The organism is Methylomonas sp. BG-2, assembly GCF_057766305.1.
In genome coordinates this window covers 1-16,740 of the sequence record NZ_JBYMAP010000086.1, presented here as the reverse complement: position 1 = coordinate 16,740, position 16,740 = coordinate 1, and the positions used below count along the sequence as shown (strand labels likewise).

Here is a 16,740-nt window from a genome sequence, read left to right as displayed (position 1 = left end):
AATCACTTTGGAAAATTGCTGCTGCTTTTGAGCAAGGTATTTGTCGAACACCATGCAAATGTTCCGAATCAATAAGCGGCCGACGGGCAAGACTTGAATGCCCGAGTCGCTGAGTTCCAACAGTCCGTCGTCGCGCATGCTGCGCAAGTTTTGCAATTCCGCCGAAAAATACTCGGCAAATTCGATCGAAAACCGCCGTTCGATCGCCGCGAAGGATAATTCGAAGTGGCAGATTAACTGGGTAATCACCGCGCGCCGCAGTTTGTCGTCGTCATCCAATTCAACGCCGCGATATACCGCCAGCCGGCCCTGGGAAATCCGCTCGTCGTACTGGTCCAGTTCCTTGGCGTTCTGGATGTAAGCATCGCCGACCCGGCCGATCGACGTGACGCCGAGCCCGACCAAATCGCAGTCCGAGTGGGTCGAGTAACCTTGAAAATTTCGATAAAGCTTGCCTTCGCGTTGCGCCACCGCCAGCAAGTCGTCGGGCTTGGCGAAGTGGTCCATGCCAATATAAACGTAACCGGCATCGGTCAATTTCCTGCCGATCATTTGCAAAATGTCCAGCTTGACCGACGGCGACGGCAAGTCGGCATCGTTGATCTGCCGCTGGGTTTTAAAGCGGCTGGGCATGTGGGCGTAATTAAAAATCGAGAATCGGTCGGGCCCATGGGCCAGCACTTGATCCAAGGTATCCGCGAAGCTGGCTTCGGTTTGCAACGGCAAGCCGTAGATCAAATCGATATTGGTGGAGCGAAAACCTTCCGCCCTGGCGGCTTCCAGCACCGCGAAGGTTTGTTCCTTGCTCTGCAAACGGTTGACCGCAGCTTGGACCGCCGGATCGAAATCCTGCAAACCCAAGCTGATACGGTTAAAACCCAATTCGCGCAACTGGGCGATGGTGCCGTGGTTGGTTTCGCGCGGATCGACTTCGATCGAGTATTCGCCGCCGTCGTCGCCACGCAAATTGAAATGCAGACGGGTGGCGTCCATCAACCGTTGCATTTGTTCGAAATTCAAAAAGGTCGGCGTGCCGCCGCCCCAATGCAGTTGGTCGACCGGGCGGGACAGGTCGAACAAGGCGCCCTGCATCTCGACTTCCCGGATCAGATTGTCCAGATAGGGCGCAGAATGCGCCCGGTTTTTAGTGACAATCTTGTTGCAGGCGCAATAAAAACACACCGTGTCGCAGAACGGGATGTGGAAATACAAGGACAGCGGGCCGCCGGCCGCATTGGACTTTTCGATATGCCTTAGGTATTCAGCCTCGCCGAAGCCCTCGTGCAACTCCAACGCGGTCGGGTACGAGGTATAGCGCGGGCCGGACTTGTCGTAGCGGTGAATCAGGTCCAGATCGAATTGGATGGATTGATCCATTACTTCACTTCTTGGTCGATTGTGACGATGACTCGGCGGTTGGCATCGGCCAAATTCAGTTCGGCACTGCCGATCAAGTCGCCGGCGGCCGGCATTGCATTGCCGGATTTGGAGACTCTGGCAACGATGCGTAAATTCGGAAAGTCGGCTAAATGTAACTGCGGTTGCATCGCCATGCTGTCGTTTAGCACCACGTCGATCGGCAAGTCGGCGACCTGCTTGCGGACGATGGCCAACGGCATTTTCGGGCCGCTGGCGGCTTGGGCGTAGATGAACACGGTGCTATCCGCCGGCGCCGAGCGACCGTCCGCCAACGACGCGCGCACCGAGATTTCGACGTTCGGCGCGGACGCCGCGTTCGATGGTGCCGCCTTGGCCATTTCGGCTTCGGCCATTTGCGTCATATTGGCCAGCTGTTGCTGGGCTTCGTCGTCGGCCGGCAACAGTTTCGACAAGGTTTGCCAATACCCGATTGCCCGCCCGAAATCACCGGCCTCGGCTTTGGCCATTCCGGCCAACCACAGCGCGGTGTGATCTTCCGGGACTTGCTCCAAAGCTTTGAACACCAAGTCGGCCGGCTCGCCGCTCAAGCGACCGTTGCGGGCCATCGACAAGGCATCGGCATAGCGCAGCATCACCGCCGGATCGCCGGGCTTGCGCCGGTTGAGTTCGCCGAAGGCCTCGGCGGCTTTTTGATACTCCTGCATATAGACAAACGAGCGCCCCAACATCATCCAGCCTTCCAAATCGTCCGGCTGTTGTTGCAAGCGCTCGACCAGCCGCTGCACCATGGTTTGCACATTGTCGGCCAGTTTTTGGTTGGTTGCTTGCCATTCGGCCTTTTTCATCGCCTCCGGCTCGCCGAGCATGCCGTACAACAACAAACTGGCGACCGGCAACAATATCGCAATCGGCACGGCGACCCAGCGGCCGGCCGAGCCGGCCACGCTTCCGGTGCCCGGTTCCTCCAAGGTATCCAGCACGGCCAACTGCAAATCATGGTATTGCGCTTCATACTGCGCCGGCGACAACACGCCGTTTTGCAATTGTTGTTTAAGCTCCGCCAGCTGTTGGCGGGCAATGTCGGTATTGCGTTGCGCGCCGTCAGCCGACGAAACCGGCGTTTTCCGAAACAACGGCGGCAGCAAAATCGCCAACGCCAAGGCGCAAAGCGCGGCTATCCAAAACCAGAAATTGCTCGTCACGCGTCGTCGCCCTCGCCCAGTAATTTTTGCAGCCGGGCTTTTTGCGCGGCGTCCAATTGATTGTTCCGCCCAACGTGCTTGCGGCGCGCGACCACAACCACCGTGATCAGGCCTCCAACCAGGAATACCGCCGGCCCCAGCCACAGCAACCCGGTTTTCAGGTTGAAAGCCGGTTTGTACATCACAAAATCGCCGTAACGCTCGGTCATGAAGTTGACCACGTCGGCACGAGATTTACCCTGGCGCAGCATTTGATAAACCTGTTCCCGCAAGTCCTTGGCCAGATCGGCGTTGGAATCGGCGATGGTTTGATTTTGGCAAACCAGGCAGCGTAATTCGGAAATCAAGGTCTGATAGGCCTCTTCTTGCTCAGGTTGAGCGAAATCCCTGTACTCCACGGCGGCAAAGGCCGGAACGACCATCAGAATCAGGCTCAGCAGGACCGCGAACTTCATGACGGCTCACCCTCCAGACGCTCTATCATCGGCAATAAAACCTGCTCAAGATCGGTCGGTTGAATCGGTCCGGTATGTTTATGCCTTACGACGCCGCGCTTGTCGATCACAAAGGTTTCCGGCACGCCGTAAACACCGTAGTCGATGCCGATGCGGCCGTCGCTATCCAAGACGCTGGCGTTATAGGGGTTGCCATGTTTATCCAGCCAAAGTCGGGCCGCCTGGACTTCGTCCTTGTAATTCAAGCCGATCAGCGTGACCCGGTTTTGCTTAGCCAGCTCGACCAATAACGGATGCTCTTCGCGGCAGGAAATACACCAAGACGCCCAAACGTTCAGCAACCACACCCGGCCCTTCAAATCGTTGGGACTCAAGGTCTTCGTCGGCTCGGCCAATACCGGCAAATTGAAGACCGGTGCCGGTTTGTCGATCAACGGCGACGGAATTTCCCGAGGATTCAGCTTCAAACCGATCGCCAAAAACACCGACAGGCCGATGAATAGCAATAGCGGTAACACGTATTTCATCGGCTCTCCTGAGTCTTGACACCCGCCAAGCGGTAACGCCGATCGCAGGCCGCCAATAGACCACCCATGGCCATGAACACGCCACCCATCCAGATCCAACGAATGAAGGCCTTGTAATAAACCCGCAAACTCCAGGCACCCTGCTGATCCAAGGGTTCGCCCAGCGCGACAAACAAATCGCGAAACATGCCGGCATCGATCGCGGCTTCGGTCATCGGCATTTTTTGAACCCGGTAGATCCGCTTTTGCGGCGCCAATTCAGCCACGATTCGACCGTCGTGGCTGACGGTCAGAAAGCCTTGCTCGGCTTGATAATTGGGGCCCTGAGTCTGTTTGACCCCATGGAACTGAAACACGTAACCGAACAGATCCAGGGTTTCTTCCGGCGCCAAGCGCACATCGCGCTCGATGCTGTAAACCGAGGTATAGGTGATGCCGATCACGAACACCGCGATACCCAAATGCGCGACCGTCATGCCGTAAAAACCGGCCGGGATTTGTTTCAGACGTTGCCAGGACCAGGTTTGGATGCGGTGTTGGAAGGCCGCGCCGGAAACGGCCAGGGTCCATAGCGCCAGCGCGCTACCCAACGCCGCCGCCCAGGAGTAAAACGGCATCGCCAGCGGCGCGGCAACCGCCAACAGCAAGCACGCCGCCGCCAGACCGCGTATCTTGACGGTCAAGGCCTTGATGTCGTCCGATTTCCAGCGCAGCAAAACCCCCAAGCCGACCACCAGCGCCAGCGGCGCCATCAGCGGAATGAACACCGCGTTGAAATACGGCGGACCGACCGACAGCTTACCCAAACCGAGCGCGTCGATCACCAATGGATACAGGGTGCCGAGCAGGATGCTGGCGGCAGTCACCACCAACAGTACGTTATTGATTAACAACACGGTTTCCCGCGACACCCAATCGAAACTGGCCGAGCTTTTCACGTTGGGCGCCTTGATCGCGTAAAGCAGCAAGGAACCGCCGACCACGGTCGCCAAAAACACCAGAATGAAAACGCCGCGGGCCGGATCGCTGGCAAAGGCGTGCACCGAGGTCAACACCCCGGACCGAACCAAAAAAGTGCCCAGCAAGCTCAACGAAAACGCGAAAATCGCCAACAGGACGGTCCAGGTTTTGAATACGCCGCGTTTTTCGGTGGCGGCCAAGGAATGAATCAGCGCGGTGCCGACCAGCCAGGGCATGAACGAGGCGTTTTCGACCGGGTCCCAAAACCACCAACCGCCCCAACCCAGTTCGTAATAGGCCCACCAACTGCCCAAGGTGATGCCCAGCGTCAAAAACAGCCAGGCGATATTGGTCCACGGCCTAGACCAGCGCGCCCACGCGGCATCCAGCCGCCCTTCCAGCAACGCGGCGATCGAAAACGCGAACGCCACCGAGAAACCGACATAGCCCATGTACAACATCGGCGGATGCACCGCCAAACCGGGGTCCTGCAGCAAGGGATTCAAATCGCGGCCTTCGGCGGGGGCCGGGAACAAGCGTTCGAACGGATTGGACGTCAGCAATAAAAACAGCAGAAAACCGATGCTGACCAAGCCCATCACGCCCAACACCCTGGCGCGGGTGGTATCCGGAATCTTGCCGCTAAACGCCGCGACCAAGCCGGTCCAGATCGCCAAGGTCAAGGCCCAAAGCAACAAGGAGCCCTCGTGAGCGCCCCAGACTCCTGAAATCAGATACAAAAACGGCAGCGCGGTGTTGGAGTTTTGCGCGACGTAGGCCACGCTAAAGTCGTGCACCACGAAGCTGTAGGTCAGGCAAGCATAAGCCAGCGCCATGAACAGCAACTGCCCAAAGGCGGCCGGTTTGGCGACATGCACCCAGCCGGCGATATTGCGGCCGGCACCGATGATCGGCAACAGACCGAGCACGATCGCCATGCCCAGCGCCAGAATCAACGAGAAATGGCCGATTTCCGGAATCATGGCTGCTCCGCCGGTTTTTTCAGGCTGCCGGCCACTTCCGGCGGCATGTAATTTTCGTCGTGCTTGGCCAACACTTCCTCGGCGACGAACACACCGCGCGAATCCAGCCTGCCCTTGGCGACGATGCCCTGCCCTTCCCTAAACAGGTCGGGCAAGATGCCGCTGTACTCGACGACGACTTCCTGGCTGAAATCGCTGAGTTTGAAGCGCACTAACAAATCCTTGCCCGGCCGTTCGACACTGCCCTTCACCACCATGCCGCCCAGCCGAAACGCGGCGTTATCCGGCGCCTTGCCCGCCTTGACGTCCGAAGTCGAGAAAAAATACATCAGATTTTCGTTGAAGGCTTTCAGCGCGAAAGTGGCGGCCAAACCCAGTCCGGCCAGCATCAAGCCGATCAGCAGCAAGCGTTGTTTTCGAATCGGTTTCATCGTTGTTGACCGCGCTTTTGCTTGAGCCACAGTTGGCGGAAAAACTGTTTGCGCTGCACGATCGGCCACAGCACATTGATCAACAACACCACGAAGGTGATGGCGTAGGACGGCCAGACATACCAGGCATAACCGCCCATCTCCAAAAAGCTTTGTAGCGTCATGCTTGTTTCTCCATCAGCGCCCTGACCCATTGCGAATTGGGCTCGCGCTTTAGCAATTCGAGTTTGGCGGCTTGCAACACCGCGATCAGATAATAAAATTTGAAAGCCACCGCCATCAGCAGCAGCGGGATCAGCATCGAAATGTGGATAGCCGGCTTGCCCATCTTGCCGACCGTGGCCGGCTGGTGCAAGGTGTTCCACCATTCCACCGAATAATGAATGATCGGAATGTTGACGACGCCGACCAAGGCCAGAATCGAAACCGCGCGCGCCGCGCTACGCTTGTCCTCGATCGCGCCGTACAAGCCGATCAAGCCCAGATACAGAAACAGCAAAATCAACTCCGACGTCAATCGCGCGTCCCACACCCACCAGGTGCCCCACATCGGTTTGCCCCACAGCGAGCCGGTCACCAACGCGACAAAGGTGAAACCGGCGCCGATCGGGGCGCTGCTGATCAACATCACTTCGGCCAGTTTCATGCGCCAGACCAGCGCGATCGCCCCCATGACCGCCATCAGCACGTAGATGAACAAGGACATCCAGGCGGCCGGCACGTGTATATAAATGATGCGGTAACTCTCGCCTTGCTGATAATCGGTGGGCGCCTGAATCAACCCGCCGTAAAGGCCAGCGCCGAGCAAAACCAGGAAGATCGCGGTCAGCCAAGGAATGAAACGGTCGGCCAAGGCATAAAAATGCGGCGGCGACGAGGTACGATGAAAAAACCGGCTAACCGGCGCGGGGATCACGGACATTATTCAATTTACACTCATTTTTAACGCGGCAGCGGTCGGCAGCGGCACCAACACCAGCGCCGCCAACAACATCGCCAACAAAATATTCAACTGCGCCGAGGCCGGCAAGCCACCGGCCGCCCGGTCCACCGCGCCGCTGGCGAAAATCAGTACCGGCACGTACAAGGGCAACACCAACAGCGACAACAGCATGCCGCCGCGCCGCAAACCCACGGTCAACGCCACGCCGACCGCGCCGATCAGGCTCAACAGCGGAGTAGCTAAGATCAAGCTCAGCCACAAAGTTCCCATCGCCCGCTCCGGCAGGCCCAAAAACATCGCCAGCAACGGCGCCACCAACAGCAACGGCAAGCCGGTGACCAGCCAGTGAGCCGAAATCTTGCCGAGCACCAGTATCGATAACGGTTGCGGACTGATCAGCATTTGCTCCAACGAGCCGTCTTCGAAATCGCTGCGAAACAAACCGTCCAACGACAACAAGGTGGCCAACAGCGCGGACACCCAAATCACCCCGGGCGCCACCGCTTGCAATAAATTCGGCTGAGCGCCGACCGCCAACGGAAACAGCGTCACCACCAACACAAAGAACAATAAAGGATTCGCCATTTCGGCGCGGCGCCGAAACGCCAGCATCAAGTCCCGGCGGACGATGGCCCAAAAGGCATGAATCAATGGCATGCTTGCAGATGGATGGTTTTCAATTCGACGCCGGGCAAACTAAGGTCGTGGTGAGAAGTCAGTACCGCCAAGCCGCCGCCGGCGACGTGTTCCGCGATCAGCGATTCAATCAAGCGGATACCCTGCCGATCCAGCGAGGTAAAAGGCTCGTCGAGTATCCACAAGCGATTGGCGGTAATCAACAGACGCGCCAGCGACAAACGGCGCTTTTGACCGGCCGACAAGGTATGCACCGGATTGTCGTCGAAGCCTCCCAATTGGACTTTCGCCAGGGCGTCATCGATCGAATAGGCACCGCCGGCTTTCATCGCCAGCGCAAATCGCAGGTTTTCCAGCACCGTCAATTCCTTTTTGGTGCCGTCGGCGTGGCCAACGTAGGCCATGTCGCGGTGATAGGCGCCGTCTTCCAGACGCTCGCCGGTCCAAAAAATATCGCCCGCGTCCGGTTCGCGAAAACCGCAAAGAATCCGCAACAGCGAAGTCTTGCCGCAACCGTTCGCGCCCTCCAGCAACAAGGCTTGCCCGGCCGCCAACCCGAAACTCAAGCCGGAAAACAACAGGCGATCGTCGCGCGAACACGCCAATCCCTTGGCTTCCAGCATGACGGTTTGCGAGTTTTCCATGTTCGGCGCAAGGCTCCAGGTTTACGAGGGGCGCTATCTTAACATTAAGGCCGCCGGAATCCGCAATTCGCCGGCACGGAAAAACGCCCGATTGTGCGATAATCGCCCGCCTTGATTGATTGCACGCACCGGAGATTTTGCATGACCGCACTGATAGGCATCATCATGGGTTCCACGTCGGATTGGGAAACCATGCAACATGCCGCGCAAACCCTGGAACATCTGGACATCCCGCACGAAGTGGAAGTGGTATCCGCCCATCGCACGCCCGACAAACTGTTTCAGTACGCCGAGTCCGCCGAGGCCAAGGGCCTGGAAGTCATCATCGCCGGTGCCGGCGGCGCCGCCCACCTACCGGGCATGACCGCCGCCAAGACCGCGTTGCCGGTACTTGGCGTACCGGTGCAATCCAAGGCGCTCAACGGCATGGACTCGCTGTTGTCCATCGTGCAAATGCCGGCCGGCATTCCGGTCGGCACCTTAGCCATCGGCAAGGCCGGCGCGATTAACGCGGCACTATTGGCCGCCGCGATTATCAGCAACAAACATCCGCAATACCGGCCGGCGCTGGACGCCTATCGCCGCCAACAAACCGACAGCGTGATCGCCACGCCCGACCCGCGACAGGTGGCCGGATGAAAATTGGGATTTTGGGTGGCGGCCAACTCGCCCGGATGATCGCGCTGGCCGGATATCCGCTCGGTTTGCAATTCGTCGTGCTCGATCCCGACGTCAATGCCGGTGCCGGCGGTCTGAGCGAGCATTTACTGGGCGCCTACGACGACCCGGCCTTGCTGGCGCAACTGGCCGAGAAAGCCGACATCGTCACTTACGAGTTCGAGAACGTGCCGGCTCACGTTGCCGAATACCTGTCCAGCCACACCACGGTTTATCCGCCGGCCGGCGCGCTGGCCGTCGCTCAGGACCGGCTACTGGAAAAGAATTTTTTCCGGGATTTGGGAATACGCACCGCGCCGTTCGCCGCGGTGGCTTGCCTGGACGATCTGGTCCGGGCGATGGCCGACATCGGCTACCCGGCGATTTTGAAGAGTCGGCGGATGGGCTACGACGGCAAGGGCCAAGTCTTGATCCAAGCGGCCGAACAACTCGAAGCGGCATGGGGGGCGATGCAGGACGCGCCATCCATCGTCGAAGGCTTCGTCGGTTTCGAGCGCGAAGTCTCTATCATCGCCGCCCGCCGTCCGTCCGGCGACATCGTGTTTTACCCGCTGTCCGAAAACCAACACCGTGGCGGCATCCTGCGCATTGCCGAATGCCGTAGCAACGATCCGCTACAAAAACTGGCCGAAGATTACGTGACGCGGTTGTTGGAAAAACTCGATTACGTCGGCGTGGTGGCCTTGGAGTTATTTGCCGTCGGTAACGATTTGTTGGCCAACGAATTCGCGCCTCGGGTACACAATTCCGGTCACTGGACCATCGAAGGCGCCGAAACCAGCCAATTCGAAAATCATTTGCGGGCGATTCTGGACTTACCGCTGGGCTCGACCCGCGCCAGGGGTCACGCCGGCATGGTGAATTTTATCGGGGGCGTGGCAGGCGACGCGCAAGTGCTCGGCATCGCCAATGCCCATCTGCATCTTTACGACAAGGCGTCGCGCAAGGGTCGGAAGGTGGCGCACGCCACTGTCAGAGCCGATTCCGCCGACGATTATCGGGAAGCCTTGCAGCAACTAGCCAATCTGGCGCTGGCCACCGACGACTCCTAAGTCGTCGGACGCCGCTTCGATCAAGCCGGCTCGCGGTCCGGCAAGGCCCTGCCGAGCAGGCTCTGCTTGCCAATCGGCTCTTCCGTCCCGGGCGCGCAATCCCGCGCGATTTCACTAAGTTGTTCCAAAAGCCGTTGATTTTCCTGTTGCTCGCGCCGCAAGCTTGCGCCAATTTCGGCCCACAAACCGGCCAAGGCCTGTGCCAGGCCTTTTTGCAGGCCGCGTTGGGCGGCTTTTTGCAGCGACGGCTGCAATTGTCTCTGTAGAAAATAGGGGATCAACCAGCTCAGGCCAATTAATAAAGTACTGTGTATCGCGAAGTCGCTACCCAAATACGCACCGCCGCCGGTCGCGCCTCGGTAGTAGCCGAAATAAACCTGATATCCCACTACCGCCATCGCCGCCAGCGGCAATACGGTCGCGGCGACAGCGGCAATCCGCAAACCGACCCGTTGCGGACGATTCCCGGGATTCAACAGCGCCATCCGGCCGGCCAACTCGGTTTGCGCGACCACCTTGGCGCCTGCCGTGTCGCGCAAATCTTGCAGCGCCTCCCGCAATGGCTTGGCGGGAATGCCGGCTTGGGACGCTTGCAACGCCACGTCGTCGAGTAAATCGCCGAACAGCGTCCGCGCCCAATCGTCCCAAAGTATCGGATCGGCGGCTGGCCCGCCGTGCTCGGCCCGCGCCTTGGCCAATTGCGCCAACGGCCACGCCAGCCCGGCCTTTAAGTCCGCTTCCGCGCTGTGCCAACGACCTTCCAGTTGCCGGTGCAACGCGGGGTAATCGCGATCGGCCAACGCGGTTTCCAAGCGTCGCAACACGTTCAACAACGCCTCTTTACGCAGGCGCTCGCCGCGACGTTGCATTTGCCGCATCGCATGGCCGCCGGCCAGTTCGGCGAGTTTAGCCAGCAATTCCGGAAAGTCGTCGCCATCCGGTTGCGCGCAGCTGGTGCGAAACAGCAACGGGTCGGCAAAACCGGCCAAGGCCAATTGGCGCTGCAAGTCCTCGTATTGCACCGTTTGACCGCGATCCCAATGATTCATCACAAACAGCCAGGCGTGCTTGGCGCCCTCGGCCAATAGCAGACGCCAGGCCTTGCCGTCGCGATAGCGCTCGGGACTGACCACGTATAGCAGCACATCGATATGCGGCAACCAATTCAACACCAACGTTTGGTTGGCGGCTTCGACACTGTCGAAATCGGGCATGTCTATCCAGACGATGTGGCGTTGCCCCGCATCGTCGTGGCAACCGATCTTAATGCGGTCCATCGGCAATCCGGTCGGCAGCTGATTCAATGCCAGACTGCGATGGTGATACAGCGTGACTTCGCGCGATGTGGGCCGTTCGATGCCGGCCTTGGCGATCGCCTGACCCGCCAAGCGATTCAACAAACTGCTTTTACCGACGCCGGTACCGCCCATGAAGGCAACGATCATCGGACGGCTGGCGTCGCCTTGGGCTTGCGCGAACAAGGCGGGGCCGCTCGGACTATCCAGCTGAGCCAACCAATCGGCCTGCTCGGCCGGCAGGCGCCGCGCCGCGACGGCCGCTTCGCTCCACCGGCGGGCGCGACTCAGTAATTCAGAGTATTCGTAATCCATGCTTTTTATCTTGCAAGGCTTGCTCGGCCCGTCGGCATTCGGCTTCGTCGATATCGAAGCGGCTGTTGCTAGCAATTTGCCGAGGCAGCGCATAAAGCCGCCGCTGTAAGCAGTATTCAAACAGCGCGGTTTTGACGGTGTTGAGTTGGTGTTGTTTCAAATCCGCCTCGACCCGCGTCATGTAGCCGCCCAGGGTACTTTCCGCCAGCAGCGATGTCGCGGTCAGCATTAACGGCATCAACACCAAATCGTGCAGACCTATACCGCCGGCCTGGATAGTCAACAGCATCGCCCCGGCGTCGGTGGTCGCCCGCGTCGCGCGCAGGCTATTGAGGATCAGCGGCTGTTCCTGCAATTTGCGAAACAGACGCTGGGCGGCGGCCTCGACATCTTGCTGAAAATCGCCGTGGTATTCCAGCAGTGCCTGTTGGTAAGCGTTGGAAATGTCGGCGCGCTGTTGCCGCAACGCGCCGCTGGTTTCCTTCCACCAGCGGGCATCGTCCGCCTCGGTTTCGGCTATTTCCAGCAGCCGGTCCGCCAATTGGATCATCACGTGATCGCCGATTTGCCTTAACACCGCAATCTCCTGGCTGGCACTGACGGCAACGGATTTAGCACCGAACAGCTTGCGCATCGGCCAAGTCATCACCCGGCGGGTTTTAGTCAGCAGGCCCGCCAAACCCGGAATTTCCAGTAAGGTCAGCAGGTTCAATACGGCCTGTTGAAAGGTTTCGTAATGATGCGGATGGTTCAGGTAATCACGTTGATAGTCCTTGACGGCTTGCGCCAGACATTGATCGACCAGCGTCCGCCAATGGCGTTGTGATTGATGCTCGGCGTACACCGGTTCCAGCCAGTTCGGCCAGAACCGTGTCAAAAACTGCTGTTGGTATTGGACGTGTTTGCGGCGCGACACCGACTTAGCCAGTTCCAATACCGCTTGCTCGGCGGTCCTCGGCCAACTGGGCTGGTCCGGCAATTTGCGAAAATGCAGCGGCACGACCTTCGGTAACGGGTCGCTACGCACGGCTCGCCATTTTTCGGCCAACGACTCGATAATGACCGCTTCCTGGCCTTCGCCAAGCTTGTTGACGACGATCAAGGTCGGTTGGTGCAGCGACTCCAGGATGCTCATGACGTCCCAGACCGACTGATCGGCGTATTTTTCCTTGCTGACCAATAAGATGATCGCGTCCGCCAAAGCGATGGCGCGCACCAAGCCTTCGCGGTAGTCGGCGGCGTCGATGGAATCGAAATCAGGCGTGTCCCAGCAAACGCAGGGCGGCAATAACGGCGAACGCGGCGGGCTGCTACCGATCGCGTAACAATCCAAGCGACCCGGCGCCAATTCGCCCATCGCCACCCGTTCGAAACGACCGAAATAGGCTTGCAAACCCGGCATGGCCTCGGCGGACACCGCGTGACAGAAGCCCTGGGCCTGCACGGTATACCCCGCTAAAGGGCTGACTCCGGCTTGATGACTGTTCAGCAACAAGTTCACGGTGGAGCTTTTACCGGACTGCGTCGGTCCGATCACCGCGATCTGCAACGGCAAATCCGGGTACTCGGCAACTAGGCGTCCCTTCCGTACAAAGGCTTCCGCAAACAGCAGTTGGTCGGCACGTTGCTGGTAATCCAGATAGCGCGGGCTTCGTTTATCCATCCGACCTAGCACGATCTGATAGCGCTGTTTGAGGTGTTGGATAAATTCCAGCATGTGGTAAGCTTGTGCCGTTAAAATTTCCGAGTAAATAGCTTTGTTGGGTAACCGGAACCATTATAAATACAAAATCCGGGTTTGTTCATTTAGCCGTGGGGGGCTACATCATGAAAATCGCATCGATTCTTTTCGTTTTATTGCTGGGCGCCGTGGCGAGCGGTTGTAACAAAAGCAACCAGATCAACGGGAGCAGCATGAAAACCGTCAACCGTTCGATCAGCCACATCAAGGAAAAACTGCCGCTGGACCAACGCATAGAATTCGAAGTGTCTTTTTGGACCTTGCGCGACGAAATCCGCGATAACGGCGAGTTTTTAAACGAGATCGACGGCAAAACGCCCGAGCAATTGATCGAAAAAGGCAAGGAGCTGTTTGCCAAACGCAAGGCCGCCGGCAGTAAGGAATACGAAGAATACGCCAACTGGGATCAGATGATTGCCCAATATTCGCAAGAACGTATCGATCAAAACCGGAAAAAAGCCCCTGATCCGCGCGATAAACAATACCCTCACCGCGTGGATTACAAAATGCACTCGATGTAATTATCGCTTGGATATCGAGGCCGGCGCCGGTAGTTGTTTTTGTTCGACGAGTACCGCAACGAACTGGCTGGCCTCGCCTATCGTCTTCTCCATCACGTCGATCAACCGGGAAATATCCACCCCCATTTCGACGAACTCGTGCCGCAACGCGGCAATGGCGTGGGCGTTCAAATTGTGTTTCAGGAACAACACTTGATCCTGAAACGCCGCCAGAACCGGTTGCATCCGGCTTTCCGCATTTTGTAACGATTTCAGCAGCCGCGCGTATTGCTGCCGGGATTTTTTCAGTTGTTGCTGACTGCGCGATCGTAAAACCCGATTGCTGTACAGCGCCAATTCCGACTCCCATTCCGCAAACAAGGCTTCACTGATTTCCTCCACCGCTTTTACGCGCTGGCTGACTTGGTCGGCCTTGCTCCGGCACAAATCGTAACGGCGTTTGAGTTGCTGGTAGCGCTGTTCCAACGAATGTTCCGGCAGATTGACGATGCTTTTGAATTTGTCCAGCGCGTCGACAAATTGATCGCGGCTCTCCGTTAAGCCCACGCAGGCCTGTTCGACTTGAGTCACCACAATGTCGCGTTTTTGATGGCCCAACAGCGATTCCCGGCTTTGGTAATAAGCCTTGCGCAAGCGCTTGTTCAGTAGGGATCTGATGAAATGAATCATGCGTTGATAAATGACGCTTGGTGAATGACGCGAATTGGACATCCGGCGTCGTGGCTATATCGACCAAACGCCTTATCCAGTATGCCCTGCCCGCTTAATCGGTCGCTATCGGTTTCGTCGGCGATTTCGGCCGACTTGACTAGAATCAATTCGCCGGCGCCCAACCGGCCGGCCAGCCAAGCGGCCAGACTGTCCGAAGTCACCTCCCAACTGGCTTCGACGCCATCGGCGTCCAACTCGGCGTAGTCCGGCATCCAGATCGCCGACCGCTTGCGGGACAACAATTCCGCGATCGCCGCGACCGAATCGGCGGGCTGGAATAGCGGATTGAGCGCGTGCATCAACCACCCCATTTGCCGCATGGCCAGCAGCGCCATGCGATGCGCGGCGACGTCGCCGAAAGCCCAGCTCGCTTGAGACCGGCGCACTTGATCGGCAAACTCGCCACCTCCCGGTACGATGACCAACGGTTCTCCCCGGTTGGCGAGCTTATCCAAGCAGGCCGGCAACACCCCGGCGCTCAGCAAGCTACCCCCAAGCTTGACGACCCGTATCATCGCCGAAACCGCTCCAACACCTTCAGCAGCGCGGCCGCTTTGTCGAAGCACTCCTGATACTCTTCCGCCATACTCGAGTCGTTAACAATGCCGCCACCCGCCCAAAAGCGTATCGAGTCGCGGTTGTGGACCAAAGTGCGAATCGCAATATTGGTATCCATGTCGCCGTTAAATCCGATATATCCAATCGCGCCGCAATAAACGCCACGCCGATGCGGCTCCAACTCCTCAATGATTTCCATCGCCCGCACCTTGGGGGCGCCGGTAATCGATCCGCCCGGAAAGCAACTGCGCAACAGGTCGATGGCCTGCCGACCCTCGGCCAGCCGGCCGGTCACGGTACTGACCAAATGATGCACGGTGGCGTAGCTTTCGATCTGAAACAATGCCGGCACGCCGACCGAACCTTTTTGGCAGCTTTTACCAAGATCGTTGCGCAACAGATCGACAATCATCACATTCTCGGCGCGGTCTTTCGGACTGCCAAGCAGCTCGGCCATCCGGGCCCGATCTTCGTCGGCGTCGTTACCGCGCGGCCGGGTCCCTTTGATCGGTTTGGTTTCCACGCATCCGCCGCTGACCCGCAAGAAACGCTCCGGAGAAGAGCTGAGCACTTGCGCATCCGGCGTGTTCAAAAAGGCGCTGAACGGCGCCGGATTGATTTGCCGCAGGGCCAGATACGCCGTCCACGGCTCGCCTCGACACGCACTCTCGAAGCGTTGCGCCAAATTGATTTGGTAGCAATCGCCTTCCCTTAAGTAATGTTTGATTTTCGCGAACGCCCGGGCATAGTCGGACGCGGCCATATTGGAACGCGGCTCGCTTACAATTTCGAAGCCGGCTGCTGGTTTCAGGACCGGTATCCGACTGAGTTTTTCGGTCAGTTCGTCGATTTCCGTAGCGTTCAAGCCGTATCCGGTCAACCAGCTGGCTTGGGATTCATGATCGACGACGACAGCCCAGCGATATATCCCGACCGCCAATTCCGGGAGGTTTTCGCAATCACGGGCCATATTCGGCAAACGCTCGATACGGCGGGCCAGATCGTACCCAAAGTAACCGAGCGCCCCGCCGCAAAACGGCAAATCTTGAATACCGTCCCGATAAACCCCCAGTTCATTCTTTAACAAGTCGAACGGATCGTCGGTGCTATGGCGAATTTCGCCGCCGCGACTAATCCGGGTGACATCGCCGAAGGTCTGTAAGGTTGCATCCGGCTCGGCAACCAGAATATCGAAGCGGCCTTGCGAATCCGACGGGCTACCGCTATCCAAGAACATCGCCCAAGGCCGATCGGCCCATGGCGCAAAGAGTGCTGAACTATCCGAAACATACGGCAGGCGTATTTTAACGGGCTGAATTGGGGGCATTAAACGGAGGAATTCTCGATGAACGACCGAAGCCAGTCGTAAAGGCCGGATCGGCAAAGGCGGTGATTTTAACCCAGCGCGACGGTTTAAACCAACCCGCCGCGCGGGCATCCAAGGGATCAGGCCGGATTAATCCGGAAACGCAAGCTTCTCGCAAAGCCCAGAACAAATTTTAAATCGGCCTCGGAAAAAATTGGCGCTTGGCTAAACAATCCTCATAGCGAAGCCCTTGCGGTAAAACTGGCCGGTCGCCGCGGCGGCCCCCTGCACGGTCAAAGCCAACCATACTCAGCTCCATATTCGTGGCTTATATCGTATTTTTTTAGCTTTTTGCGTTATTTAACATTGATCAGGCTATCCACTCCCAGAACACCTAATAGC

The 16,740-nt window shown here is 58.1% G+C and carries 18 protein-coding genes; 3 read left to right on the top strand and 15 right to left on the bottom strand.

Features of this window, described 5'->3' with window-relative positions:
- The 10 genes from hemN to ccmA all read right to left on the bottom strand — a co-directional run.
- The coding region (hemN, locus tag AC3B8H_RS10165; protein WP_488441468.1) for an oxygen-independent coproporphyrinogen III oxidase at window positions 1–1,377 on the bottom strand (1,377 nt) is incomplete at its 3' end.
- Window positions 1,377–2,582, bottom strand: a complete 1,206-nt coding sequence (gene ccmI, locus AC3B8H_RS10160) for a c-type cytochrome biogenesis protein CcmI (RefSeq protein ID WP_488441467.1) — start codon at window positions 2,580–2,582, stop codon at window positions 1,377–1,379. The genes hemN and ccmI, both read right to left, overlap by 1 nt.
- Entirely contained in the window at window positions 2,579–3,037 is a 459-nt protein-coding gene (locus AC3B8H_RS10155; RefSeq protein ID WP_488441466.1) for a cytochrome c-type biogenesis protein, read from the bottom strand. Before AC3B8H_RS10155 ends, ccmI begins: the two co-directional genes overlap by 4 nt.
- Window positions 3,034–3,564, bottom strand: a complete 531-nt coding sequence (locus AC3B8H_RS10150) for a DsbE family thiol:disulfide interchange protein (protein WP_488441465.1) — start codon at window positions 3,562–3,564, stop codon at window positions 3,034–3,036. The genes AC3B8H_RS10155 and AC3B8H_RS10150 overlap by 4 nt, the downstream gene beginning before the upstream one ends.
- Complete coding sequence (locus AC3B8H_RS10145) at window positions 3,561–5,507, bottom strand: heme lyase CcmF/NrfE family subunit (protein ID WP_488441464.1); 1,947 nt, start codon at window positions 5,505–5,507, stop codon at window positions 3,561–3,563. The genes AC3B8H_RS10150 and AC3B8H_RS10145 overlap by 4 nt, the downstream gene beginning before the upstream one ends.
- Window positions 5,504–5,938 carry a cytochrome c maturation protein CcmE gene (gene ccmE, locus AC3B8H_RS10140; RefSeq protein WP_488441463.1) on the bottom strand — a complete coding sequence of 145 codons (435 nt, stop codon included), beginning with the start codon at window positions 5,936–5,938 and terminating at the stop codon, window positions 5,504–5,506. The genes AC3B8H_RS10145 and ccmE overlap by 4 nt, the downstream gene beginning before the upstream one ends.
- Entirely contained in the window at window positions 5,935–6,102 is a 168-nt protein-coding gene (gene ccmD, locus AC3B8H_RS10135; protein ID WP_488441462.1) for a heme exporter protein CcmD, read from the bottom strand. The genes ccmE and ccmD overlap by 4 nt, the downstream gene beginning before the upstream one ends.
- Window positions 6,099–6,860 (bottom strand): heme ABC transporter permease, encoded by a 762-nt coding sequence (locus AC3B8H_RS10130; protein WP_488441461.1) that lies wholly within the window; start codon window positions 6,858–6,860, stop codon window positions 6,099–6,101. The genes ccmD and AC3B8H_RS10130 overlap by 4 nt, the downstream gene beginning before the upstream one ends.
- 3 nt (window positions 6,861–6,863) lie before the next feature.
- Window positions 6,864–7,538, bottom strand: coding sequence for a heme exporter protein CcmB (ccmB, locus tag AC3B8H_RS10125; RefSeq protein WP_488441460.1), 675 nt, complete (start codon window positions 7,536–7,538; stop codon window positions 6,864–6,866).
- The gene (gene ccmA, locus AC3B8H_RS10120; RefSeq protein ID WP_488441459.1) at window positions 7,529–8,161 is read right to left on the bottom strand and encodes a cytochrome c biogenesis heme-transporting ATPase CcmA; all 633 of its coding nucleotides are present in this window, start codon (window positions 8,159–8,161) and stop codon (window positions 7,529–7,531) included. Before ccmA ends, ccmB begins: the two co-directional genes overlap by 10 nt.
- A 141-nt stretch (window positions 8,162–8,302) precedes the next feature.
- On the opposite strand from ccmA, the gene purE reads away from it, so the two are divergent.
- Both purE and AC3B8H_RS10110 read left to right on the top strand, forming a co-directional pair.
- Window positions 8,303–8,800 (top strand): 5-(carboxyamino)imidazole ribonucleotide mutase, encoded by a 498-nt coding sequence (purE, locus tag AC3B8H_RS10115; RefSeq protein ID WP_071156955.1) that lies wholly within the window; start codon window positions 8,303–8,305, stop codon window positions 8,798–8,800.
- Window positions 8,797–9,891 (top strand): 5-(carboxyamino)imidazole ribonucleotide synthase, encoded by a 1,095-nt coding sequence (locus tag AC3B8H_RS10110; protein WP_488441458.1) that lies wholly within the window; start codon window positions 8,797–8,799, stop codon window positions 9,889–9,891. Before purE ends, AC3B8H_RS10110 begins: the two co-directional genes overlap by 4 nt.
- A 20-nt stretch (window positions 9,892–9,911) precedes the next feature.
- Here the strand turns inward: AC3B8H_RS10110 and AC3B8H_RS10105 are convergent, their stop codons facing one another.
- Complete coding sequence (locus AC3B8H_RS10105; RefSeq protein ID WP_488441457.1) at window positions 9,912–11,501, bottom strand: GTPase domain-containing protein; 1,590 nt, start codon at window positions 11,499–11,501, stop codon at window positions 9,912–9,914.
- Complete coding sequence (locus AC3B8H_RS10100) at window positions 11,482–13,218, bottom strand: GTPase (RefSeq protein WP_488441456.1); 1,737 nt, start codon at window positions 13,216–13,218, stop codon at window positions 11,482–11,484. The genes AC3B8H_RS10105 and AC3B8H_RS10100 overlap by 20 nt, the downstream gene beginning before the upstream one ends.
- Before the next feature lie 110 nt (window positions 13,219–13,328).
- On the opposite strand from AC3B8H_RS10100, the gene AC3B8H_RS10095 reads away from it, so the two are divergent.
- Window positions 13,329–13,763: a DUF6694 family lipoprotein gene (locus tag AC3B8H_RS10095; protein WP_488441455.1), complete on the top strand. Its 435-nt coding sequence runs from the start codon at window positions 13,329–13,331 to the stop codon at window positions 13,761–13,763.
- Here AC3B8H_RS10095 and AC3B8H_RS10090 read toward each other — a convergent pair whose 3' ends face one another.
- From AC3B8H_RS10090 to pabB, 3 genes are read right to left on the bottom strand one after another with little or no spacing between them, the layout of a single operon-like run.
- Window positions 13,764–14,432 (bottom strand): DUF2959 domain-containing protein, encoded by a 669-nt coding sequence (locus AC3B8H_RS10090; RefSeq protein WP_488441454.1) that lies wholly within the window; start codon window positions 14,430–14,432, stop codon window positions 13,764–13,766.
- Entirely contained in the window at window positions 14,429–14,989 is a 561-nt protein-coding gene (locus AC3B8H_RS10085) for an amino acid kinase family protein (protein WP_488441453.1), read from the bottom strand. Before AC3B8H_RS10085 ends, AC3B8H_RS10090 begins: the two co-directional genes overlap by 4 nt.
- On the bottom strand, window positions 14,986–16,359 hold the full coding sequence (gene pabB, locus AC3B8H_RS10080; protein ID WP_488441452.1) for an aminodeoxychorismate synthase component I: 1,374 nt from the start codon (window positions 16,357–16,359) through the stop codon (window positions 14,986–14,988). Before pabB ends, AC3B8H_RS10085 begins: the two co-directional genes overlap by 4 nt.
- Between the last annotated feature and the right edge of the window lie 381 nt (window positions 16,360–16,740).

What these genes read in the sequence shown, in the direction of transcription:
- AC3B8H_RS10155 (WP_488441466.1), bottom strand. Translation starts at nt 3,037, where the DNA reads ATGAAGTTCGCGGTCCTGCTGAGCCTGATTCTGATGGTCGTTCCGGCC.
- AC3B8H_RS10150 (WP_488441465.1), bottom strand. Translation starts at nt 3,564, where the DNA reads ATGAAATACGTGTTACCGCTATTGCTATTCATCGGCCTGTCGGTGTTT.
- AC3B8H_RS10145 (WP_488441464.1), bottom strand. Translation starts at nt 5,507, where the DNA reads ATGATTCCGGAAATCGGCCATTTCTCGTTGATTCTGGCGCTGGGCATG.
- ccmE (WP_488441463.1), bottom strand. Translation starts at nt 5,938, where the DNA reads ATGAAACCGATTCGAAAACAACGCTTGCTGCTGATCGGCTTGATGCTG.
- ccmD (WP_488441462.1), bottom strand. Translation starts at nt 6,102, where the DNA reads ATGACGCTACAAAGCTTTTTGGAGATGGGCGGTTATGCCTGGTATGTC.
- AC3B8H_RS10130 (WP_488441461.1), bottom strand. Translation starts at nt 6,860, where the DNA reads ATGTCCGTGATCCCCGCGCCGGTTAGCCGGTTTTTTCATCGTACCTCG.
- ccmB (WP_488441460.1), bottom strand. Translation starts at nt 7,538, where the DNA reads ATGCCATTGATTCATGCCTTTTGGGCCATCGTCCGCCGGGACTTGATG.
- ccmA (WP_488441459.1), bottom strand. Translation starts at nt 8,161, where the DNA reads ATGGAAAACTCGCAAACCGTCATGCTGGAAGCCAAGGGATTGGCGTGT.
- purE (WP_071156955.1), top strand. Translation starts at nt 8,303, where the DNA reads ATGACCGCACTGATAGGCATCATCATGGGTTCCACGTCGGATTGGGAA.
- AC3B8H_RS10110 (WP_488441458.1), top strand. Translation starts at nt 8,797, where the DNA reads ATGAAAATTGGGATTTTGGGTGGCGGCCAACTCGCCCGGATGATCGCG.
- AC3B8H_RS10105 (WP_488441457.1), bottom strand. Translation starts at nt 11,501, where the DNA reads ATGGATTACGAATACTCTGAATTACTGAGTCGCGCCCGCCGGTGGAGC.
- AC3B8H_RS10100 (WP_488441456.1), bottom strand. Translation starts at nt 13,218, where the DNA reads ATGCTGGAATTTATCCAACACCTCAAACAGCGCTATCAGATCGTGCTA.
- AC3B8H_RS10095 (WP_488441455.1), top strand. Translation starts at nt 13,329, where the DNA reads ATGAAAATCGCATCGATTCTTTTCGTTTTATTGCTGGGCGCCGTGGCG.
- AC3B8H_RS10090 (WP_488441454.1), bottom strand. Translation starts at nt 14,432, where the DNA reads ATGATTCATTTCATCAGATCCCTACTGAACAAGCGCTTGCGCAAGGCT.
- AC3B8H_RS10085 (WP_488441453.1), bottom strand. Translation starts at nt 14,989, where the DNA reads ATGATACGGGTCGTCAAGCTTGGGGGTAGCTTGCTGAGCGCCGGGGTG.
- pabB (WP_488441452.1), bottom strand. Translation starts at nt 16,359, where the DNA reads ATGCCCCCAATTCAGCCCGTTAAAATACGCCTGCCGTATGTTTCGGAT.